The following is an 18,648-nucleotide window of genomic DNA, read 5'->3' on the forward strand; positions in this document are numbered from 1 at the left end:
CCGTAACCGTCCGACGCGAACCACTCCCGGTGTCACGCCAACAGCGCCTCGAACCGGTACTCGGGCGCGGTCAGGGGCTGCTCGGACCAGATGACCTTGCCCCGGGCCGTGTACCTGGTGCCCCACCGCTCGGCCAGCTGCGCCACCAGGAACAGGCCCCGGCCACCCTCGTCCGTGGTGGCGGCGTAGCGCAGGTGGGGGGCGGTGCTGCTGCCGTCGGAGACCTCGCAGACCAGGCTGCTGTCCTTCAGCAGCCGCACCCGGATCGGCTCGGCGCCGTAGCGGATGGCATTGGTGATCAGCTCGCTGAGGATCAGCTCGGCCGTGAAGGTCAGCTCCTCCAGTCCCCAGGCCGTCAGCCGCTCGACGCACTCGTTGCGGACGCGGGACACGGCGGCGAAGTCGAACGGCACGTCCCAGACGGCCACGCGGTCCGGATCGAGCAGCCGGGTGCGCGCGACGAGGAGGGCGATGTCGTCGCTGCGCCGCGGTGGGACCAGCGCGTCGAACACGGCCCGGCAGGTGTCCTCCGGGGACCGGTGGTCCTGGGCGCCGGTCAGCGACCGGCGCAGCTCGTCGAGCCCGGTGCCGAGGTCGCGGTCGCGGTTCTCGACCAGCCCGTCGGTGTAGAGGACGAGCGCGGTTCCGGGTTCCAGCCGCAGCTCGGTGGTCTCGAAGGGCAGTCCGCCCACACCGAGCGGCGGGCCGGCCGGCAGGTCGGCGAACTCCACACCGCCGTCGGGGTGGACCAGCGCGGGCGGGGGGTGCCCGGCCCGTGCCATGCTGCACTGGCCGGAGACCGGATCGTAGATCGCGTACAGGCAGGTCGCCCCGGTGACGGGCGCGTTCTTGCCCTCCTCCGCCGTCCCGGCCTCCTCGTCCTGGTCGAGTCGGGTGACCAGCTCGTCGAGGCGGGCGATCAGTTCGTCCGGGGGCAGGTCGAGGGCGGAGAAGTTGAGCACGGCGGTGCGCAGCCGGCCCATGGTGGCGGCGGCGTGCAGGCCGTGGCCGACGACGTCGCCGACGACCAGGGCCACCCGGAAGCCGGGCAGCGGGATGACGTCGAACCAGTCCCCGCCGACCCCGCGCAGCGCGGGCAGGTAGCGGTAGGCCACCTCCATGGCGCTCTGCTCGGGCAGCCCCCGGGGCAGCAGGCTGCGCTGCAGCGTCTCGGCCATCCTGTGCTCACGGGTGTAGCGGCGGGCGTTGTCCACGCAGATCGCCGTGCGGGCCACCAGTTCCTCGACGACGGAGAGGTCCTCGTCGTCGAACGGCGCGGATTCACCCGCCCGCCAGAAGTTGACCGTGCCCAGGGTCAGGCCGCGCGCCCGCAGCGGCGAGGTGATCAGCGAGTGCATCCCGTCCGGGAACACCCGGTCGGCGGCCTCCGGGGCGCCCGCCCGCCGGGCCTGCTCATGGCGCAGGTCGTCGGCCAGCGCGGCGGGCCCGGTCTTCAGGGCGGTCTCCTGCGGGGCACCGGGGAGCGGGCTGAGCTCCGTGCCCACGGGCATGAACGGCCAGTCCTCGCCGCGCCCGCCGGTGGCCGCGCGGTGGAGTCGCGGGCCGTGCTCGATGCCGAGGTCCGGGTACAGCTCCTCGCCGCGCAGCACGGGCTCGGCGAGGTCGACCGTCGCGTAGTCCGCGAACCGCGGAACCACCACGTCGGCCAGCTCCTGCGCGGTCCGTGTCACGTCCAGGGTGGTACCGACCCGCAGCCCCGCGTCGTAGAGCAGTTGCAGCCGGGCCCGGGCCGCCTCGGCCTGCCCGGCCAGTGCCCGCAGGTCGGTGGTGTCCCGGACGGTCGCGACGCTGCCGGACCCGCCGCCGAACGGTGCGGTGGGGCGGTTGTTGACGGCGAGCAGCCGGTCCCCGGCCCGGTGCACCTCGTCGGTCGCGGTGCGCCCGGAGGCCAGCAGCCCGGCCAGTCCTGGGTCGAGCCCGAGTTCGTCGACCGGCCGCCCTTCCACCCGGGGCGGCAGCTCCAGCAGTCGCCGGGCCTCGTCGTTCGCCAGCAGGACCCGTCCGTCCCCGCCGACGATCAGCACGCCCTCGCGGACCGCGTGCAGCACCGCGTCGTGGTGCTCGTACATCCGCGTCATCTCGGCCGGGCCCAGGCCGTGCGTCTGGCGCCGCAGCCGCCGCCGCACCAGCAGCGCCCCGCCCATGCCGACGGCGAGCGCGACCGCCGCTCCGCCGAACAGCAGCGGCAGCTGGCGGCTCACCGCCGTGCCCACGTGCGCGACGGTGATTCCGACCCCGACCGCTCCGGCGACCGAGCCGTCCGGTCGGGTGACCGGCGCTCCGGACTCCACGACCCGCCCGACGGGCGTCTGGAAGCTGTCGGTGGTCGGCCCCATGAGGGAGCGCGCGAACGGGCCGATCACATGCTTCCCGATCAGGTCGGGGGTCTGGGCCGTGTAGCGGATCCCCTCCGGGTTGGCGAACACGACGTAGTCGAAGCCGCCCTGCATCACGATCTTGTCGGCCAGCGGCTGCAGCACCGCGGTCGGATCGGGGCCGTCCATCGCGCTCACCACACCGGGGGCCTGCGCCAGGGCGACGGCCGCGGCACGGGTACGGCCCGCGGCCACGCCCGTGGCGTAGCTCCGGGCCTGCAGGACGAGCGTCGTCAGCGCGGCTCCGACCAGCAGCGCCACCACGACCAGCAGACACACGAACACCTGGCCGGCGACGCTGTGCACCCGCAGCCGCGAGCGCAGGCCGCCCCGCGGCGGCCGCTCCTGCCCGGGTCCGCCCGGGTCCGTACCCGCGGCGTCATGGCCGTCCGCTGCGCGCATCGGCCCGGATCAGCTTTCGGCGCGGTCGTTCATACCGGTCTCCCGTCGTCCGACGGCTGAGAGGAGTTCCGAGGCAGTGGCACCATCCTCGGCCGGACGCCGCCTCGGCCTTCAGCCTAGTACCGGGCCCTCGGCCGTGCCTCCACAGCCGCCGGGGCCCAGGGCCGCACGGGCGGCGCGGGGCCCGGCTGCCGCCTGCGGTCGTCCGAATCGCCGAGGAGCAGGCGGGCGCCTCACAGGTCCGCCGGGACGGGCCGTCCTGCTCCTCGTGCCCCGACCGGCCAGGGCGGGTTCCGCCCCGGGCGGATGCCTGTCGGACGACCGCCGGGCCGGGCCGGTGCCGGATCGACGGCGGGAGGCTGCCACCTCACCTCTCCCGCCCCCTGGAAGCATGGCCGACGCCCTGTCAAACTGCCTGCCTCACAGCCTATTTGGAGAGGAACGAGCCATGACGAACGGCGAAGCGCACAGACCGCCGGCGCACCGGCTACGGGCGCTGCTCAGCCTGCTGGCCCTGGCCGCGGCCGCGCTGCTGGCCGGTCCGGTGCCGTCCGCCGCGGCGGCGGGCGGCGAGGCGGAGGCGTACTACATCGGGGACGACGGGGGCCTGTGGAGCTACCAGTACTCGGACACCGCCGGCAGCTGGAGCACGGCCGCTCGGCGCGGGCCGGCCTCGCTCGCCCCGCCGGGCGCGCGGGTGGCGGCGGTGCGGACCCCCGGTCACCGGCCCGCGGTCTACTTCACCGCGACGGACGGCTCGCTGTACGAGTACTGCGCGGACAACCCTGGCTCGGCGCCGTTCTCGATCAGCGGCCCGGCCACGGCCGAGCCCGGCGGGCGGATCACCGCCGCGTGGGCGGGCACCCGGCTGACCCTGGTCACCGGCACCTGGACGGGCGCCACAGCGGCGGCGGCACCGGCGGTCCCGCAGTTCAACGACGCGTGCCTCCCGATGACCGTGGACTGGCGCCAGCTCCCCGCCCCCGCCCTTCCGTCCTCGGAGGCGGCCTCCTTCGCCGTCACCGGCCGCGCCGGGATCTTCACGGTCGGCGACAGCGGCGGGGTGACCGTCGGCTGGACGTCGCAGGCCACCGGCGGGCTGACCAGCTACACCGTCGCCCCGGCGGGCAGCGCCCGACCGGGCGGCGGCATCGCGGTGGCCCCCGGCACCACCTCCGGCACCGTGTCGGTGTTCTTCGCCGGCCGTGACGGACGGCTCAACCTGGCGACGGTCGGCGCGGGGGCCGGGCGCATCGGCTCCCTCCAGGCGAACACCACCGCCCCGACGGGCAGCGTCCCGGACGGCGCCGTCGTCTCGGCGGCCAGGAACGCGGCCGGCACCGCCGTCGGCTACGTCGCCGTCGACGGCTCCATCACCCTCGCCCACCTGTCCTCCGCGGGCCTGTGGCAGAGCACCGAGACGATCAGCGCCACCGGCTTCTCCAACCCCGGCAGCTCGGTGGCCATCTCGGACGTCGACGGCTACCCGGCCTGCGGCACCAACGGCCCCCGGGTCGTCCACTTCGGCCCCGTCCGCGGCCCGTCCCCCGATCCGTGGGTCGCGGCCGGCCTGAACGCGACCGTCGGCGCCGCCATGACCTTCGTGTAGGCGCGACACGGTCTCGGGCGCACCGCGGGGCGCCCGGGGGTGCCGGCGGCTGAGCGTCGGCACCCCCGGGCGGCGCCCCGTGGCGGCGGCGCCCGCAGGGCTCAGCCCCGGCTCGCCCGGGCGTGCCGGATGTCGGTGAGCGCGGTCGGGGCGCCGCCGAGCCACCAGGTGGGGTCGGCGCTGCCGTCGGTGGTGCGGCCGTCGCGGTGGACGTAGTGGCGCACGTCCCGTCCGGGGTCGGCGAACTCGCCGGCGAGGGCCCGCTGCAGCCACTCCGCCCCGAACCGGAAGACCTCGGCCGCCACTCCCCCGAGCGGGTGGAACTCGTCCTCGTAGACCCGCAGTTCCTTCGGCGCCCGGACCCGCTCGAAGCTCTCCAGCGCCTGGCCGAGGTCGGTGAGCTCGTCGAACTCGCCGATCCCGTACAGCACCGGGCAGGTGATGTCGGCCACCAGGTCGCCCAGCGGCATCCGCCGGGCCAGGTCACGGTCGAAGGCCTCCTCGTCGGTGTACCCGGCCATGAACATGTAGTTGTTCTTGAAGGTCGGCTGGGCGCGCTCGAAGATCGTCGCGAAGTCCCCGGTGACGGCCTCGAAGGCGGCGAGCGCGGCCAGCCGACGGTCGGTGGCGGCGGCCCGGGATCCCCAGTAGCCGCTCATCGAGATGCCGAACATGCCGATCCGCTCGGCGTCCACCTCCGGGAGCGCGGCCAAGTGGTCGAGGTAACGGCCGATCGCCCGCTCGTAGTTGCCGAGGTCGACGGTCAGTCCGCCGGCGCGGCTCTCGCCCTGGCCCGGCCCCTCGATGGACAGCGCGACCATGCCGCGCGAGGTGTAGTAGCGCTCGGCCGCCCAGATGTAGTCCTCCTTGATCATGTCCATCCCGGGGCCGAGGATGACGGCCGGCGCGTTCTCGACCGACCCGGCCGGCAGGTGCAGCAGGGCGAAGATCCGCGAGCCCTCGAAGTCCAGTTCCACCCGCCGCACCCGGCCGTCGCGCAGCGCGCCCAGGCGCTCCACGCAGTGATCGGCACGCCGGCGCATGGCCGTCTTGCGCGGGTCGGCCGCGTCGAAGATCGAGTACTGCGCCCGGCCCCACATCACCGCCGCCCGCAGGTAGAGGTCGGCGGCGGTCTGCGCGAACCCGCCGCGCTCGTGGTGGGCGGCGCGCTCCTCGGCCTGGCCGGCCACCGTCGCCCACGCCTTGGGCAGCATCGCGCCACTCCTGACCAGCGCGAAGACCTTGGCGAAGTCGGTGTGGTCGTGGCCCAGCTGCTCCATGGTCCCGACGGCCTCGGGGTGCAGCGCGTCGAAGCCGCCCTGGGCGAGGGCGGTGTCCAGGGCCCAGGTCTGGCCGGTCGAACGGATGGTCATGGGTGTCCTCCTGGGGATCCGCTCAGCATTTGGCTAAGCACTTAATGAGTAAGTACTTAGCTATTAAGTACTGAGGCTAGGCTGCTGTCAACCCGCCGAGGAGGACCGACCATGGCCGAGACGCCACCCACCGACGACCGCGCCCGGGCACTCGACCGCCTGGCCCGCGCCGCCTACCGGCTCAGCGCCGCCGACGCCCGGCTGCGCGGACGCGCCACCCGCACCCCGGGCGCACTCTCCCTCACCCACGCCCGGGCCCTGCGCACCCTGGCCGAACAGGGGCCCCTCACCATCAGCGGGCTCGCCGCCGCCACCGAGACCACCGGCGCCGCCACCACCCAGCTGGTCAACGGCCTGGTCACGGCCGGCTACGTCACCCGCACCCGCCAGCCCGAGGACAAGCGCTCCGTCCTGGTCGCCCTCACCGACACCGGCCGGGCCCGGCACGACCAGCGCCAGAACGCGCTGGCCGAGGCCCTGCACACCGATCTGGACGACTACGACGACGCCGCCCTCGACCGGGCCGCCGAGGTGCTGCAGCGCCTGTCCGCCGTCTACGACCGGCTGTGAGGCCGCGGGCCGGTCCGGTCACAGCATCCGGAGCGACCGGTTCCCCTTGCCGCCACCAGCTTTGACGATTCATCGGAAATCCTCAACAGGCGGATGCATACGCCGGACGGTCGGCATCGCCCCGGTGGAATCCGACCAGGAACGGCATCCTGCCCGAAGCGGGTGTCCGGGGGCACGAGAAGTGGTGGTTGATCCCGTACTGGTGGGAGTGGACGGCTCCGGACGCCGTGATCGTCGCCGTCGCGCCGGGAAGGGTGTGGGTTCGCTGTCGGCGGAGACGGGGGCGCCCCGCACACGGATTCCGTACGGGGCGCCCGCTCATGTGCAAGGGGTCAGGCGAGGCGGATGCGCTCCGCCTGCGGGCCCTTCGGGCCCTGCACGACGTCGAAGGTCACCTTCTGACCCTCCTGGAGTTCACGGAAGCCCTGGGCGTCGATGTTCGAGTAGTGGGCGAACACGTCGGGGCCGCCGCCGTCCTGCTCGATGAAGCCGAAGCCCTTCTCGGCGTTGAACCACTTCACGGTGCCGGTGGCCATGCTCTTCTCCTTCGCGGGGACTGATCGGGTCCCACGGGTGCGGGCCCGGAGATGATCGCCTTGGTCCGGAGAGGCATTGAGCAATGAGAACGCCCACGGCGGGTAACCGCGGGCGAGAACTTCGGAACCACGACTGCTTGATCAAAACGTTACACCGCAGAACATCCCGAGGCCAGGAAGTCCAACCGCGCGCGAAGCGGCGTGGTTGTCGCGCCCGCAGGCGATGAGGTCGGCGTCGACCCGCCGGACGCCACCCACCGGGGCGGGGCTCCCTCCCCGAAGAGATGCGGGAGGCCCGGAACTGGCAGACCCTTGGAGGAGATCCGACCTCCGAGGAGAGCGATGACCGGTGCCAGTGCCTCACGGGAACCGAGCGTCATGGTGCACATGTCGATCTCCGGTGCGCCACCGGTGGCGAACGTCGTCGCCGACACGGTGGGGCAGTCGTTCGGGCTTATCGCCGTCCCTGGTCCTGGCTCCGCGAGGGACTATGTCTCCCTCGCCGATCAGGTGGTCCACACCCGCTGGCAGGTGGACACGTCGGCGCCGATCGCGGAGACCCCCGCCCGACCGGTTGCCCGCGCAGATGCCGGCTCCGGCCCGGTGAAGGTGGAGCTCGGTGGCAGAGCCGACGCCGTGGCCAAGGTCGCGGCGCTGATCCGCGCCCGTTTCCGCACTGGACCCCCGGCGGGATTCTCCCAGGCGTTCGAAGTGTGGCCGGAGAGTCCGCCGGACACCACAGACCGGCCATGACCGAAGCGGCCTGCGTGGCCGTACTCAGGTCGCGGCCGACGGACACCGGCGGCGACCGCGCGGGTCGAGAGCACCGACTCGCCGTCGGGGTCGAACTCCTGTCCGTCGCGTACGGTTCCGTCAGGGCGTCTGGACCGAGGCGCCCAGCCGGTAGTCGTGCGCGGTGAACGCGGCGGCGACGGCGAAGCGGTCCGCCCGGACGAGCGTCTGCCGCCACTCGATCGGACGCCCGTCGGTGTCGCGGCCGAGCCGGTCGATCGCGAGCAGCGCGGTGGTCGCGGGGCAGTCGAGCAGGATGCGCTCCCCCCGGCCGGGGACCACCGCGCGGATGCGTTCCCAGCCACCGCGGATGCTGCGGCCGCAGTGGCGTTCGAGCTCGTCGTAGAGCGAGGTGTGGGTGAAGTCGACGTCCAGCAGCGGGTGGGCCAGGTCCGCGGGAAGCCAGATCCGGTCGACGGCCAGCGGCTCCTCGTCCGCCAGGCGGACACGTTCGAGGTAGACCAGCGGCGTGGACTCCTCCAGCCCCAGGCGGGCGGCGATGACGCCGTCGGCGCGCCGGTCGAGCGCGCGCACGACGCTGCGCTGGACGGCACCGACCTCCTCGACGGAGCGGAACAGGCTGTACGCCTCACCGATGTCCTGCTCCAGGGGGCGGCTCGCGGTGAACCGCGAGGCCCTGCCGCGCTGAGCGGTGACGAGGCCCTCCTCCCGGAGCTTGCGCAGGGCCTCGCGGACCGTGTGCCGGCTGACCCGGTACTCGGCGACGAGGTCGTGCTCGCCGGGGAAGACGTCGTGGAACTCGCCCTCGTCGAGCCGGCGCAGCAGGTCGGCGCGCAGCTGCGCCCAGAGCGGACTGCCCGCGGCCCGGGTGAGGGGCCGGGGACCGGGACCGGGACCGGGCGCGGAGGTCACGGCGCCCTCCTGGGAGTCAGGGGTCGGGTGGGTGGTGCGGGACACGAGGTGAATGTACGTACCTTCGGGGGAACAGCACAAAATCGGTGCCTGCCGGGCATCGCCGGGTGGCGACCGGCGGAAGGCGACCGCCGTCCGGACCCGAGGTGTCCGGGCAGCGGTCGCCGCGCTCACGCGGAGGCCGTCAGGCGAGGGCGCCGATCAGCATGAAGGCGGCCACCGCGAGCAGGACGACGGCGAAGGCCCGCTGCAGTGCCGCGCCGGAGAGCTTGGCCGCCAGTCGCTTGCCGTCCCAGGCGCCGAGGACGGCGGCGCCCACGAACGGTCCGAAGACCGCCGGGTCGACGGAGATGTCCGTGACCGTCAGGCGGGTGCCGAGGGAGACCACCGAGTTGACGACGATGACGACCAGGCTGGTACCGACGGCCTTGCGCATCGGCAGCCGGAGCACCGACACCAGCGCGGGCACCGCGAGGAAGCCGCCGCCGACTCCCAGCAGGCCGGTCACCGCCCCGAGGCCCGCGCCGGCCGCGACCGTGCTCAGGTGCCCGTCCCGGCCGGCCGGTTTCGTGGACGGAGCGGCGCCGCCGTCCGCGGCCTCCCCGCCCTCCCCGCCCTCCCGGGCCGCCCCGGCCGGCACGCGCCGCGCGCTTCGGGCGCCGCTTCGGGCGCCGCGCAGCATCACCGCGGCGGCCAGCGCGGCCAGGACGGCGAACGCGGAGGTCAGCACCGGCTGCGGGATGCGGTGGGCGAGCACGGACGCCCCGATGGCGGGAAGCACGCCGGCCGCGGCGAACAGTGCGCCGGTGCGCCACTGGACGGTGCCGCTGCCCGCGTGGCGGGTCAGCGCGGTGACGGAGGTGGCGGTGACGATGACCAGGCTGGTGGTCCCGGCGTCGGAGGGCGACAGGCCCAGCAGGTACACCAGGGCCGGGACCGCGAGCACTCCCCCGCCGCCGCCCAGCGCGCCGAGGGCGACGCCGACCACGGCTCCACAGAGCAGAGCGGTGATCAGGACGCTCACGCCGTGACGCCGTCCGCGGCCCGGTCGGCGGGGCGCACGACCTCGCCGTTCCAGGCGGCGAAGCCGCCGCGCAGGTCGACGGCCTCGAAGCCGCGGGCGCGCAGCACGGACGCGGCCACCGAGGAGCGGTTGCCGCCCGCGCAGATCACGGTCAGCGGCTGATCGGTCGGCAGTTCGCCCAGGCGGGCGAGCAGTTCGGGCAGCGGGAGGAGCCGGGCGCCGGGGAGGGTGCCCTTGTCCTGCGTCTCGCCCGGGCCGCGTACGTCCAGCAGCATGAAGTCGGCTTCGCCCTCGACGAGTTGACCGGCGAGGGAGCGGACGAGGTCGTCGGCGTCCACGCGCGCGACCGAGGTCAGGTGCGCGGCGTCGATCGCCTCGACGGCGGTGCCCAGGGCGCCCAGGACGCGGTCGAAGCCGATCCGGGCCAGGCGGGTCCGGGCCTCGGTCGCCGTGTCCGGGTCGCCGCACAGGATGACGGCGTCCTGGGCGTCGAGCACCTGGCCGGCGAGTTCGGCGAACCGGCCGCCGAGGGGGATGTTGACCGCGCCGTGCAGGTGGGCGGCGGCGAACGCCTCCGGATCCCGGGTGTCCAGCACGGTGGCGCCGCCCGCCCGGGCCTGGAGGAACGCCTCCGGGGTGAGCGGCGGGACGGGGGTGTCCTCGTCCAGGACCGGACGGGCCTGGCGGTTGCGCACCGAGGTGAACGCGAAGTAGGCCGGCGCGGCGGGCTGGCCGGCGGTCACCACGGCGACGAACTCGTCCTCGGTCATGTCGGCCAGGGCGTAGTTGCCGCGGCGCTGGTTGCCGATCGTGCAGCTCAGCTCGGTGGAGAGGTTCTTGCCGCAGGCCGAGCCGGCGCCGTGCGCCGGGTGGACGCGCGTGTCGTCGGGGAGGGTCAGCAGGGCCCGGGTGGAGCGGTACAGCAGGCGGGCCATCTCCTCGGCGGACCGGCCGCGCGAGCTGAGCAGGTCGGGGCGGCCGACGTCGCCGATGAACAGCGTGTCGCCGGTGAGCACACCGAACGGGACGGCGTCACCGGCGTGTTCGCGCACGACGACGCAGATCGACTCCGGGGTGTGGCCCGGGGTGTGCAGGATCTCCAGGTCGACCTCGCCGAGTCCGATCCGCTCGCCGTCGCCCAGGGGGTCGGTGTCGAAGTCGAGCACGGCGGCGGAGCCGTAGGAGATGCGCGCGCCGGTGCGCTCGGCGAGTTCCAGGTGACCGGAGAGGAAGTCCGCGTGGATGTGGGTCTCGATGACCCGCTCGATGGTCAGTCCGTGCTGTTCGGCGGCGGCGAGGTACTCGCGGACGTCGCGCTGGGGGTCGACCACGACGGCCCGGCCGGTGGTGCGGTCACCGACGAGGTACGAGGCGTGGGAGAGACAGTCGAGGTAGAACTGCACGAAGACCAGTGGTCCGGCGGGCGTCGTCATCCGGGGCTCCTGAGGGTGGAGGGTGGCTGCGCCCCGCGGCCTTGAGGGCGGGGCGTGGGTACGGGCGGGTGCGGGCGGGTGTGGGTACGGGCGGGATGTCGCCCGGCAGCACGCCGTGGGCGCGCGAAGGGCCGCGACGGCGGGAGGCCCGAGTGGTGGGCCGTACAGGAGATCCGGGGCGCGCGGGCGCCCGGGGGTGCGTGACCGCGAGGGTCAGGCGAGCCCGCGGAGCATGAGGTTCCAGTAGAGGAACGGCAGCCCGCGCCGCTTGAGGTACCACATGTCGGTGCGCTCGCGGACGGTGTTGATCACCGGGATCGACGGGGCGGGCCGCCCGCTGTAGTCGAACTCGGCGAGCAGCATCTTGTTGCGGGCGGTGGTCAGCGGGCAGGAGGCGTATCCGTCGTACGCGGCCTCGGGCTCGCGGCCGTCGAGGGTGGCGAGGAGGTTCTCGACGAGCACCGGGGCCTGCTTGCGCACCGCGGCACCGGTCTTGGAGTTCGGGGAGGATCCGGCGTCACCGAGCGCCCACACGTCGGGGTAACGGACGTGCCGCATGGTGTACTTGTCGATCTCGACGTAGCCGCCCGGGTCGTCCGCGCCGGCGAGCGGGCCGCGCTTGATCCAGTCCGGGGCGCTCTGCGGCGGCACCAGGTGGGCGACGTCGTACGGCAGGGTCGTCCTGCCCCCGGTCCCCAGATCGGTGACGACCACCTCGCGGGCCTCCGGGCGCACCTCGGTGACCTCGCTCCCGTAGTGGACCTTGATGCCGTAGCGGCGCACCACGCCTTCGAGGACGCGGGCGAACTCCGGGACGCCGAAGATGGCGGTGCCGGGGATCACCAGGTGGACGTCGATCCTGCCGAGCACGCCCTCCCTGCGCCAGTGGTCGGCGGCCAGGTAGGCGATCTTCTGCGGGGCGCCGCCGCACTTGATGGCTCCCGCGGGCATGCTGAACACCGCGCTGCCGGAGCGGGTCCCGCGGATGAAGCGCCAGGTCGCGGGGGCGTGCTGCGGCAGGTAGTTGCTGGACAGTCCGTCCTGGCCGAGCCCGGCTTCCAGACCCGGTATCCGGTCCCAGTCCAGCTGGATGCCGGGGCAGACCACGAGGTGGTCGTAGGAGACCGTGCCGCCGTCGTCCAGCGCCACCTCCCGGGCCTCGGGGTCGACGGCGACCGCGGCGCGGCGTATCCACTGCACGCCCTTCGGCATGACGGACGCCTGGGGCCGGATGCTCTCCGCCAGCGGCGCCCGGCCTCCGCCGACCAGCGTCCACAGCGGCTGGTAGTAGTGATGACCGCTCGGATCGAGCACCGCGACGTCCCGCTGGCCGGCGCGGCGCAGCCGGGCCGCGACCGAGATCCCCGCGGTCCCGCCGCCGATGATCACGATCCGGTGATGCCTGGTTATCAAGTGGACCCTCCCTGGCGAAATGTACGGACATTAAGCTAGGTCGGACCCGCCGCGGACCGCAAGCCATTGTCCGGACATTTGCCTCCGGGGCACGGCGCCGCCCTGATCGACCGCCACGGGCGGCGTCCGGCCGATGTGCCGAACGGGACTTGCGCGGATTCCCCAGCACCCGGCAGAGCGTGATGACACGATGAACGGGCCATGGTCAGGCCCGACTTGGAGGTCGTCGTTGCCGGGTGACAAGCGGAGCGTCCAGGAGAGAGTCGTGCCCACCGCACGGATCACCCCCGGAGACTTCCCCACCAGCCCGCTCGCGCTGCGCTTCGCCGACCCCGCCGGACAGGCCACGGCCCGCGCCTTCGCCACCGGGCAGGCGGACGCCGCCACCGAAGCGGCCGGCCTGCTGGCCCGGATGTGGGAGACCGCCGCGGACCGGCCCGCCCGGGTCGCCGCGCTGGCCACCGTCCACGCGCGGCTGGTCGACTGGCGCTACCGCCTCGCCGTCACGATGGGCCCGCCTCCCGGCATCGCCGGCACCGCCTTCGACCCGGAGCGCTTCCGCACCCCGATCCGGGAGGGCGACACCAACTACGACCGCCTCGGCGAGGTCGGCCGTCTGCGCGAGGGCGCCCGATGGGACCGGACCACCCGCACCTACACCGGCGGCCGCGCGACCCCGGCCTGGGACGCCATGCTCCGCTACGGCCGTCTCGCCGAGCGGCGCTTCGCCGCCGAGGGCGTCACGGGCGACATCCTCCAGAACCGGGTGCTCCTGCCGGACGGACGGCGGATCGCCGGCAACCGCCTCCTGCGGGGCGACGCCGCCCGCCGCACCGACGCCGAACTCGTCGCCCGGTACGCGGCCCGCGGCCTCGACACCTCCTGGATCGAGAGCGGCGGCACGCCGATCTACACCGCCACCCCCGCGCCCCGGGACGGCGCCGTCCTGCACGCCGCCGCCCTGGACCTCCTGGCCCGCCCCCGCCTCACCACCGAGGACTACCTGCTGGCCCGCTACCTGCTCTTCCAGGCCCCGCGGACCAAGAAGGGGAGCGACGCCGTGACCAGGACGTTCATCGTCGCGGTCGGCGCCGTCGCCCTCCCCGGCACCGCGCCCGCCCTGCCCGAGGACATCGACCTGCGCAGCTACGTCCTCGGCCGGCCCCGCGTCCGCCCGTAGCCGGGCAGCGCCCGCACGGCTCACCCGACGGTCCCCGGTCGGCCCCCGCCCGAACTCGCCCCCGGGCCCGATCTGCCTCCGGGCCCCAGGATAATGATCTTGTTTGTCGGGCGGGGCCGAGCGAGGACGGGCGGCATGCGGATCAAGGTTCTGGGGCCTCTTCAGGTCGTACGAGGAGAGGACGGGCGCACCGTCGAGGTCGGCGGGGCGCGACTGCGGCTGCTGCTGGTCCGACTGGCCCTCGATCCCGGGCGGGTGGTCACCCGCGAGCGGCTGGTCGACGACCTCTGGGGGGACACGCCACCGGACGAGCCCGCCGGCGCCGTGCAGTCCCTGGTCTCCCGGCTCCGCCGGGCGCTGGGGGCGGACCGGACGGTGATCGGCTCGCATCCCGCCGGGTACCTGCTCGACCTGCCCCGGGCGAGCGTGGACGCCTGGGACTTCGAGCAGCGCGTGACGGCCGGGCGGGCGGCGCTGGCAGCGGGCGGGTTCGCCGAGGCGGCCACCGTGCTGGGCGAGGCGGTGAAGCTGTGGCGCGGGGCGCCGTTCACGGACGCCGAGGGCGCCGGATTCGCCGCCGCACCGGCGGCCCGGCTGGCCGAACTGCGGCTGTCGGCGGCCGAGGACCACGCGGACGCAGTCCTCGCGCTCGGCGCGGCCGACCGGGTACCGGGGCTGGTCGCGGAGCTCACCGAACTCTGCGCGGCCCACCCGCTGCGCGAGCGGGCCGCAGCCCGTCTGATGCGCGCGCTGGAGACGAACGGGCAGCAGGCCGCGGCGCTGGAGGTGTTCGAGCGCACCCGGCGGGCGCTGGCCGGCGAACTGGGCGCCGACCCGTCCGCCGAACTGCGGGACGTCCACCTGCGGGTGCTGTCCGGCGCCGAGCCGCCGAGGTCAGGACCTGCCCCCGCGCCCGTGGGCAGCCCGGCCGGACGCGCCGCGCTGCCCACCTGGCTGACCGGCCTGGTCGGCCGCGACGACGCGGTCACGGCGATCCGGGAGCGGCTCGGCCGGTCGCGCCTGGTGACGCTCACCGGGCCGGGCGGCGTCGGCAAGACCCGGCTGGCGGTCGCGGTCGCGGCCGCCACGCCCGCCGGAATCGACGTACGGCTGGCGGAACTGGCCGAGGTCAGCGCCCCCGACGTCAACGCCCCCGCCGTCAGCACCCCCGACGCGGTGGCCCGGGCCGTCCTGACGGCGGTCCGTCCGCCGCAGGACTCCGGAGTGCCGGCGGACGGACTGCCCGTCGGCACCCCGGCCGGCGATCCGGTCGACCGCATCGTCCGCGCGTTGGAGGGCCGCGAGACCCTGCTCGTCCTGGACAACTGCGAACACGTGGTCGAGGCCGCGGCCCGGCTGGCCCACCGACTGCTGACCGCCGTGCCGGGCCTCACCGTGCTGGCCACCAGCCGGGAACCGCTCGGGCTGACCGGCGAGACCCTCTGGCCGGTACCCCCGCTCGCCGTACCCCCGCCGGCCACCACCGCGGAGGAGGCGCTCGCCCACCCCGCCGTCGCCCTGTTCGCCGAACGGGCCGCCGCGGCGGCCCCGGACTTCACCCTCGACCGGAACACCGTCGAGCCCGTCGTCCGGATCTGCCGGGAACTGGACGGCCTCCCGCTCGCCCTGGAGCTGGCGGCGGCACGACTGCGTTCCCTCGGCCCCGGGCACCTCGCGGCGCGGCTGCACGACCGGCTCCGGCTGCTGGACCGGGGCCCCCGCGCCGCCCCCGGCCGGCATCGCACGCTGCGCGCCGTCATCGGCTGGAGCTGGGACCTGCTCGACGAGGACGAACGCGTCCTGCTGCGGCGACTGTCGGTGTTCGCCGGCGGGGCTCTCCTGTCCGACGCCCACCTGGTCTGCTCCGGCCGTTGGCCGGGCGGTCCGGCACCGGACGTGGTGGCCGTGGAGGACCTGCTGGCGTCCCTGGCCGAGAAATCCCTGGTGGTGACCACCGGCCGGGGCGACGGGCCGCTGCGGTTCCGGCTGCTGGAGACCATTCGCGAGTACGCCGCCGAACAGCTCCTCGCGGCCGGGGAGGCGGACCGGACCGGCGCCGAGCACCTGGGCCGCTACCTCGCCCTCGCCGAGACCGCCGAACCCCGGTTGCGCACGGACGACCAGCTGAACCGGCTGGCCCGGCTGGACGCCAAGCACCTCAACCTGGACGCGGCGCTGCGCCGGGCGGTCGCCGTCGGCCCGCCGGAGCACGCGCTGCGGTTGGCGGCCGCCCGGGTCTGGCCGTGGCTGATGCGCGGTCAGGGACACGAGGCCGGTGAGTGGACGACGGCCGTCCTCGCGGCTCACGGCCACACCCCGCCGCCCGGCCTGGAGCAGGCGCACGCGCTGGGCGTGATCCTCTCCGGGCTCACCGCGCCACTGCGGGATCCGGACGGGACGGCGACCCCGGCCGAGGCGATGGGGCAGGCGTTGGTCACGGCGCTGGAGGCCGACCACCCGGTCGCGCTCGGGGCGGCACTCCTGCTGGCCCTGGGCGGGCCGCCCGGGGCCACGAGCGCGGCGGCGGAGCGGTTCCTCGGGCATCCCGACGCCTGGGTCCGGGCCGGCGCCCATCTGGCGCTCGGCCGCATCGAGCTGGGCGCCGGCCGGATCGCGGAGGCCGAACACGGTCTGCGGGCCGCGGTGGACGGCTTCCGGGCGCTCGGTGACCGCTGGGGTCTGGCGATGGCCCTGGTCACGCTGGCCGCGCTGCTGTCCGTCACCGGCGCGGCCGACGAGGCGCTGACCGTGCTCCTCCAGGCCCGCGACTGCGACGCCCGGATGGGCGGCGCCGGCGATGCCCCGCTGCCGCTGCTGCTGTCCGGCCGGCTGCGGACCCGGAACGGCGAGCCGGACGCGGCCCGGGCCGACCTGGAACGCGCGCTGGCCTCCGCCGTACGGGCGCGGGACCCGCACCTCCAGGCCGCGTCCCGCTACGCGCTCGGTGAACTCGCCAGAAGGACCGGCGACTTGAAGGCGGCGCTGCGTGACCAGCAGGAGACGGTGCGGAGGCTGGAGCGCCTCTCCCCGGCCGACGCCGCGGCTCCCACCCGGCGGCACCTGCTCGCCCTGCTGCACACCAGCCTGGGCCGCATCCGGCTTCGCCTCCGCACGCCCGAGCAGGCCGCCCTGCTGCACCGCCGGGCGCTGGAGCTGGCCGCGGACAGCGGTGACCGGCCGGTCCGGGCCGACGTGCTGGAGGGCTTCGCCGAGTACTGCCTGGCCCAGGGCGAGCCGACCCGGGGCGCGGCCGCACTGGGCGCGGCGTACGCGCTGCGCGGAGCCCATGACGCGGGCGACCCGGAGCTGCGCGCCGTCCTGGACGGCTGCGCCGAGGCGCTCGGTGCGGACGGCTTCCGCAGCGCCTGGGAGCGCGGCCGGGCACTGTCGCGACCGGAGTCGCTGGCCCGGGAGGCAGGCTGACGGTTCCGCCGGGACGGTCGGCGAGGGAACGCCCGACGGCCCGCACGGCCCGCACGGCGGACAGGTCCGCACGGCCCCGCTGCCGGGGCTGGGCGGACCGGTCGGCTCAGCCCGCGAAGGGCTGCCGGTCGGGTGCGCAGACCGTCCCGCGCGCCGGGAGCACGCCGTCGATCAGGTAGCGCGTCTCGTACCGGGCCGCACAGCCGCTGGGGTTGGCCAGGACGGTGTGGCCGTAACCGTCGACGGTCAGCAGTTCGGCGCGGGCGAGCGACCGGGCCATGGCGCGGGACCCCTCGTACGGCATGCCCGGGTCCCCGGTGGCGGCGACGACCAGGATCGGCCGGGCGGTCCGGTGGTTCCACGGGCCGTCGTAGCGGTCGCGGTCCCGGACGGGCCAGTCGGCGCAGCGCTCCGCGGCCCAGGCGAAGTACGGGCCGACCTCGCCGGAACGGGAGCGGGCGAATGCCGCCTGGGCCGGGTAGTCGGCACCGGCCGGCGGGTTGGCACTGTCCGAGCACATCACCGCGAGCGCCTGGTCGGGGGACGCGTGGGAGACGGGCGGCAGCGGCGCGGCGGGTGCCTCGGTGGCGGTCCACAGGGCCTGGAGCGTGCCGCCGAGCCGGGACCAGCCCGTGCCGGGCAGGCCGGGGACGGGGTTCGCCGCGTAGAGCGAGAGGAGCGTCGTCTCCAGGGCCGAACCGGCGGTGAAGGTCGTGCCGGAGACGGCGACCGGCCGGGTCCGCAGCCGCTGGAGCAGCTCGGCGAACCGGGCGCGCGTGGCGGTGGCCGTCCCGGCGGAGAAGGCGCACGCCTGCGGGCCGACCCGACCGCACCGGTCGAGGAAGGCGTCGAGGATCCGGCCGGCGGCCAGGTCGTTGCCGTTGCGCAGGAGGGTGCCTTCGACCGCGGCCTGCCCGTTCCGGCCGGTGGACCAGGCCACCGGGTCCATGGCGCTGTCCAGGACCATGGCGCGGACCCGGCCGGGGAACAGGTTGGCGTAGGTGGCGCCCAGGTAGCTGCCGTACGAGGTGCCCAGGTAGCTGAGCTGCCGGTCGCCGACCGCGCGGCGCAGCAGGTCCATGTCCCGGGCGACGTTCGCGGTGGAGACGTGGGACAGCAGGGCGGCGTCGCGGGCCCCGCACTGCCGCCCGAGGCTCCGGTAGGCATCGGTCCACGCCCGCTGCTGGACGGTGTCCTCGGGGTAGCCGGCCGCGGTGCCGGCCAGCAGGGCCTGCTCGTCCGCCGGGGTCTCGAAGCACTGGACGCCGGCGCTGCCGCCGGTGCCCCGCGGGTCGAAGCTGACGATGTCGAAGCGTGCGCGGACCTCCTCGGGGAAGAGGTCGAGCATCGCGGGGAGGGCCGCGGTGCCGGGCACGGCCGGGCCGCCCGGGTTGTAGAACAGCGAGCCGATCCGGTGGGCCGGGTCGCTCGCCGGGTGCCGGACGACGGAGAGGTCCAGGCCCGCCCCGCGCGGGTCGTGGTGGTCGAGCGGGACGCGGGCGCTCGCGCACTCGAAGCCGTCCCCGCAGCTCGCCCAGTCGAGCCGCGGCACCGGGGCGGTGTCCGCGGCGGCTGAAGCGGGCGTGGGGGCCGTCGCGGCCAGCAGGGCGGCGGCCACCGCGCC

Annotated in this window: 13 protein-coding genes; 5 read left to right on the forward strand and 8 right to left on the reverse strand. The window is 75.1% G+C overall.

Annotated elements, in window-relative coordinates:
* Positions 1-32 precede the first annotated feature (32 nt).
* Positions 33-2,798 (reverse strand): SpoIIE family protein phosphatase, encoded by a 2,766-nt coding sequence (locus ACWGKU_RS25560; protein WP_452180253.1) that lies wholly within the window; start codon positions 2,796-2,798, stop codon positions 33-35.
* Positions 2,799-3,246: 448 nt separating this feature from the next.
* On the opposite strand from ACWGKU_RS25560, the gene ACWGKU_RS25565 reads away from it, so the two are divergent.
* Complete coding sequence (locus tag ACWGKU_RS25565) at positions 3,247-4,407, forward strand: hypothetical protein (RefSeq protein ID WP_452180252.1); 1,161 nt, start codon at positions 3,247-3,249, stop codon at positions 4,405-4,407.
* Positions 4,408-4,508: 101 nt separating this feature from the next.
* On the opposite strand, the gene ACWGKU_RS25570 is transcribed toward ACWGKU_RS25565, so the two are convergent.
* Positions 4,509-5,780 (reverse strand): alpha/beta hydrolase, encoded by a 1,272-nt coding sequence (locus tag ACWGKU_RS25570; protein WP_452180444.1) that lies wholly within the window; start codon positions 5,778-5,780, stop codon positions 4,509-4,511.
* A gap of 111 nt (positions 5,781-5,891) precedes the next feature.
* On the opposite strand from ACWGKU_RS25570, the gene ACWGKU_RS25575 reads away from it, so the two are divergent.
* Positions 5,892-6,350: a MarR family winged helix-turn-helix transcriptional regulator gene (locus tag ACWGKU_RS25575; protein WP_401051662.1), complete on the forward strand. Its 459-nt coding sequence runs from the start codon at positions 5,892-5,894 to the stop codon at positions 6,348-6,350.
* Between the two features lie 332 nt (positions 6,351-6,682).
* Here ACWGKU_RS25575 and ACWGKU_RS25580 read toward each other — a convergent pair whose 3' ends face one another.
* Positions 6,683-6,886 carry a cold-shock protein gene (locus tag ACWGKU_RS25580; protein ID WP_359909730.1) on the reverse strand — a complete coding sequence of 68 codons (204 nt, stop codon included), beginning with the start codon at positions 6,884-6,886 and terminating at the stop codon, positions 6,683-6,685.
* A gap of 342 nt (positions 6,887-7,228) precedes the next feature.
* Here ACWGKU_RS25580 and ACWGKU_RS25585 point away from each other — a divergent pair, with 342 nt between their 5' ends.
* Positions 7,229-7,639, forward strand: a complete 411-nt coding sequence (locus ACWGKU_RS25585; protein ID WP_452180443.1) for a hypothetical protein — start codon at positions 7,229-7,231, stop codon at positions 7,637-7,639.
* A gap of 120 nt (positions 7,640-7,759) precedes the next feature.
* Here the strand turns inward: ACWGKU_RS25585 and ACWGKU_RS25590 are convergent, their stop codons facing one another.
* The 4 genes from ACWGKU_RS25590 to ACWGKU_RS25605 form a co-directional block, all read right to left on the reverse strand.
* Positions 7,760-8,596 carry a GntR family transcriptional regulator gene (locus ACWGKU_RS25590; protein ID WP_452180442.1) on the reverse strand — a complete coding sequence of 279 codons (837 nt, stop codon included), beginning with the start codon at positions 8,594-8,596 and terminating at the stop codon, positions 7,760-7,762.
* A 139-nt stretch (positions 8,597-8,735) separates the two neighbouring features.
* Complete coding sequence (locus ACWGKU_RS25595; RefSeq protein ID WP_452180441.1) at positions 8,736-9,575, reverse strand: sulfite exporter TauE/SafE family protein; 840 nt, start codon at positions 9,573-9,575, stop codon at positions 8,736-8,738.
* Positions 9,572-11,008 carry an MBL fold metallo-hydrolase gene (locus ACWGKU_RS25600; RefSeq protein WP_401055184.1) on the reverse strand — a complete coding sequence of 479 codons (1,437 nt, stop codon included), beginning with the start codon at positions 11,006-11,008 and terminating at the stop codon, positions 9,572-9,574. The genes ACWGKU_RS25595 and ACWGKU_RS25600 overlap by 4 nt, the downstream gene beginning before the upstream one ends.
* A 213-nt stretch (positions 11,009-11,221) precedes the next feature.
* Entirely contained in the window at positions 11,222-12,421 is a 1,200-nt protein-coding gene (locus tag ACWGKU_RS25605; RefSeq protein ID WP_452180439.1) for an FAD-dependent oxidoreductase, read from the reverse strand.
* A gap of 265 nt (positions 12,422-12,686) precedes the next feature.
* On the opposite strand from ACWGKU_RS25605, the gene ACWGKU_RS25610 reads away from it, so the two are divergent.
* Together ACWGKU_RS25610 and ACWGKU_RS25615 are read left to right on the forward strand one after the other, a co-directional pair.
* Positions 12,687-13,601 carry a hypothetical protein gene (locus tag ACWGKU_RS25610; RefSeq protein ID WP_401053979.1) on the forward strand — a complete coding sequence of 305 codons (915 nt, stop codon included), beginning with the start codon at positions 12,687-12,689 and terminating at the stop codon, positions 13,599-13,601.
* 135 nt (positions 13,602-13,736) lie between these two features.
* A complete protein-coding gene (locus tag ACWGKU_RS25615) occupies positions 13,737-17,024 on the forward strand; it encodes an AfsR/SARP family transcriptional regulator (protein ID WP_452180438.1) in 3,288 nt (1,095 codons plus the stop codon).
* Between the two features lie 106 nt (positions 17,025-17,130).
* Here ACWGKU_RS25615 and ACWGKU_RS25620 read toward each other — a convergent pair.
* On the reverse strand, positions 17,131-18,648 hold a 1,518-nt coding region (locus tag ACWGKU_RS25620), incomplete at its 5' end, for an alpha/beta hydrolase (protein ID WP_452191574.1).

The organism is Kitasatospora sp. NPDC054768, assembly GCF_053612025.1.

Coding starts and splice junctions, on each gene's coding strand:
- ACWGKU_RS25560 (WP_452180253.1), bottom strand. CDS start 2,798: ATGCGCGCAGCGGACGGCCATGACGCCGCGGGTACGGACCCGGGCGGA.
- ACWGKU_RS25565 (WP_452180252.1), top strand. CDS start 3,247: ATGACGAACGGCGAAGCGCACAGACCGCCGGCGCACCGGCTACGGGCG.
- ACWGKU_RS25570 (WP_452180444.1), bottom strand. CDS start 5,780: ATGACCATCCGTTCGACCGGCCAGACCTGGGCCCTGGACACCGCCCTC.
- ACWGKU_RS25575 (WP_401051662.1), top strand. CDS start 5,892: ATGGCCGAGACGCCACCCACCGACGACCGCGCCCGGGCACTCGACCGC.
- ACWGKU_RS25580 (WP_359909730.1), bottom strand. CDS start 6,886: ATGGCCACCGGCACCGTGAAGTGGTTCAACGCCGAGAAGGGCTTCGGC.
- ACWGKU_RS25585 (WP_452180443.1), top strand. CDS start 7,229: ATGACCGGTGCCAGTGCCTCACGGGAACCGAGCGTCATGGTGCACATG.
- ACWGKU_RS25600 (WP_401055184.1), bottom strand. CDS start 11,008: ATGACGACGCCCGCCGGACCACTGGTCTTCGTGCAGTTCTACCTCGAC.
- ACWGKU_RS25615 (WP_452180438.1), top strand. CDS start 13,737: ATGCGGATCAAGGTTCTGGGGCCTCTTCAGGTCGTACGAGGAGAGGAC.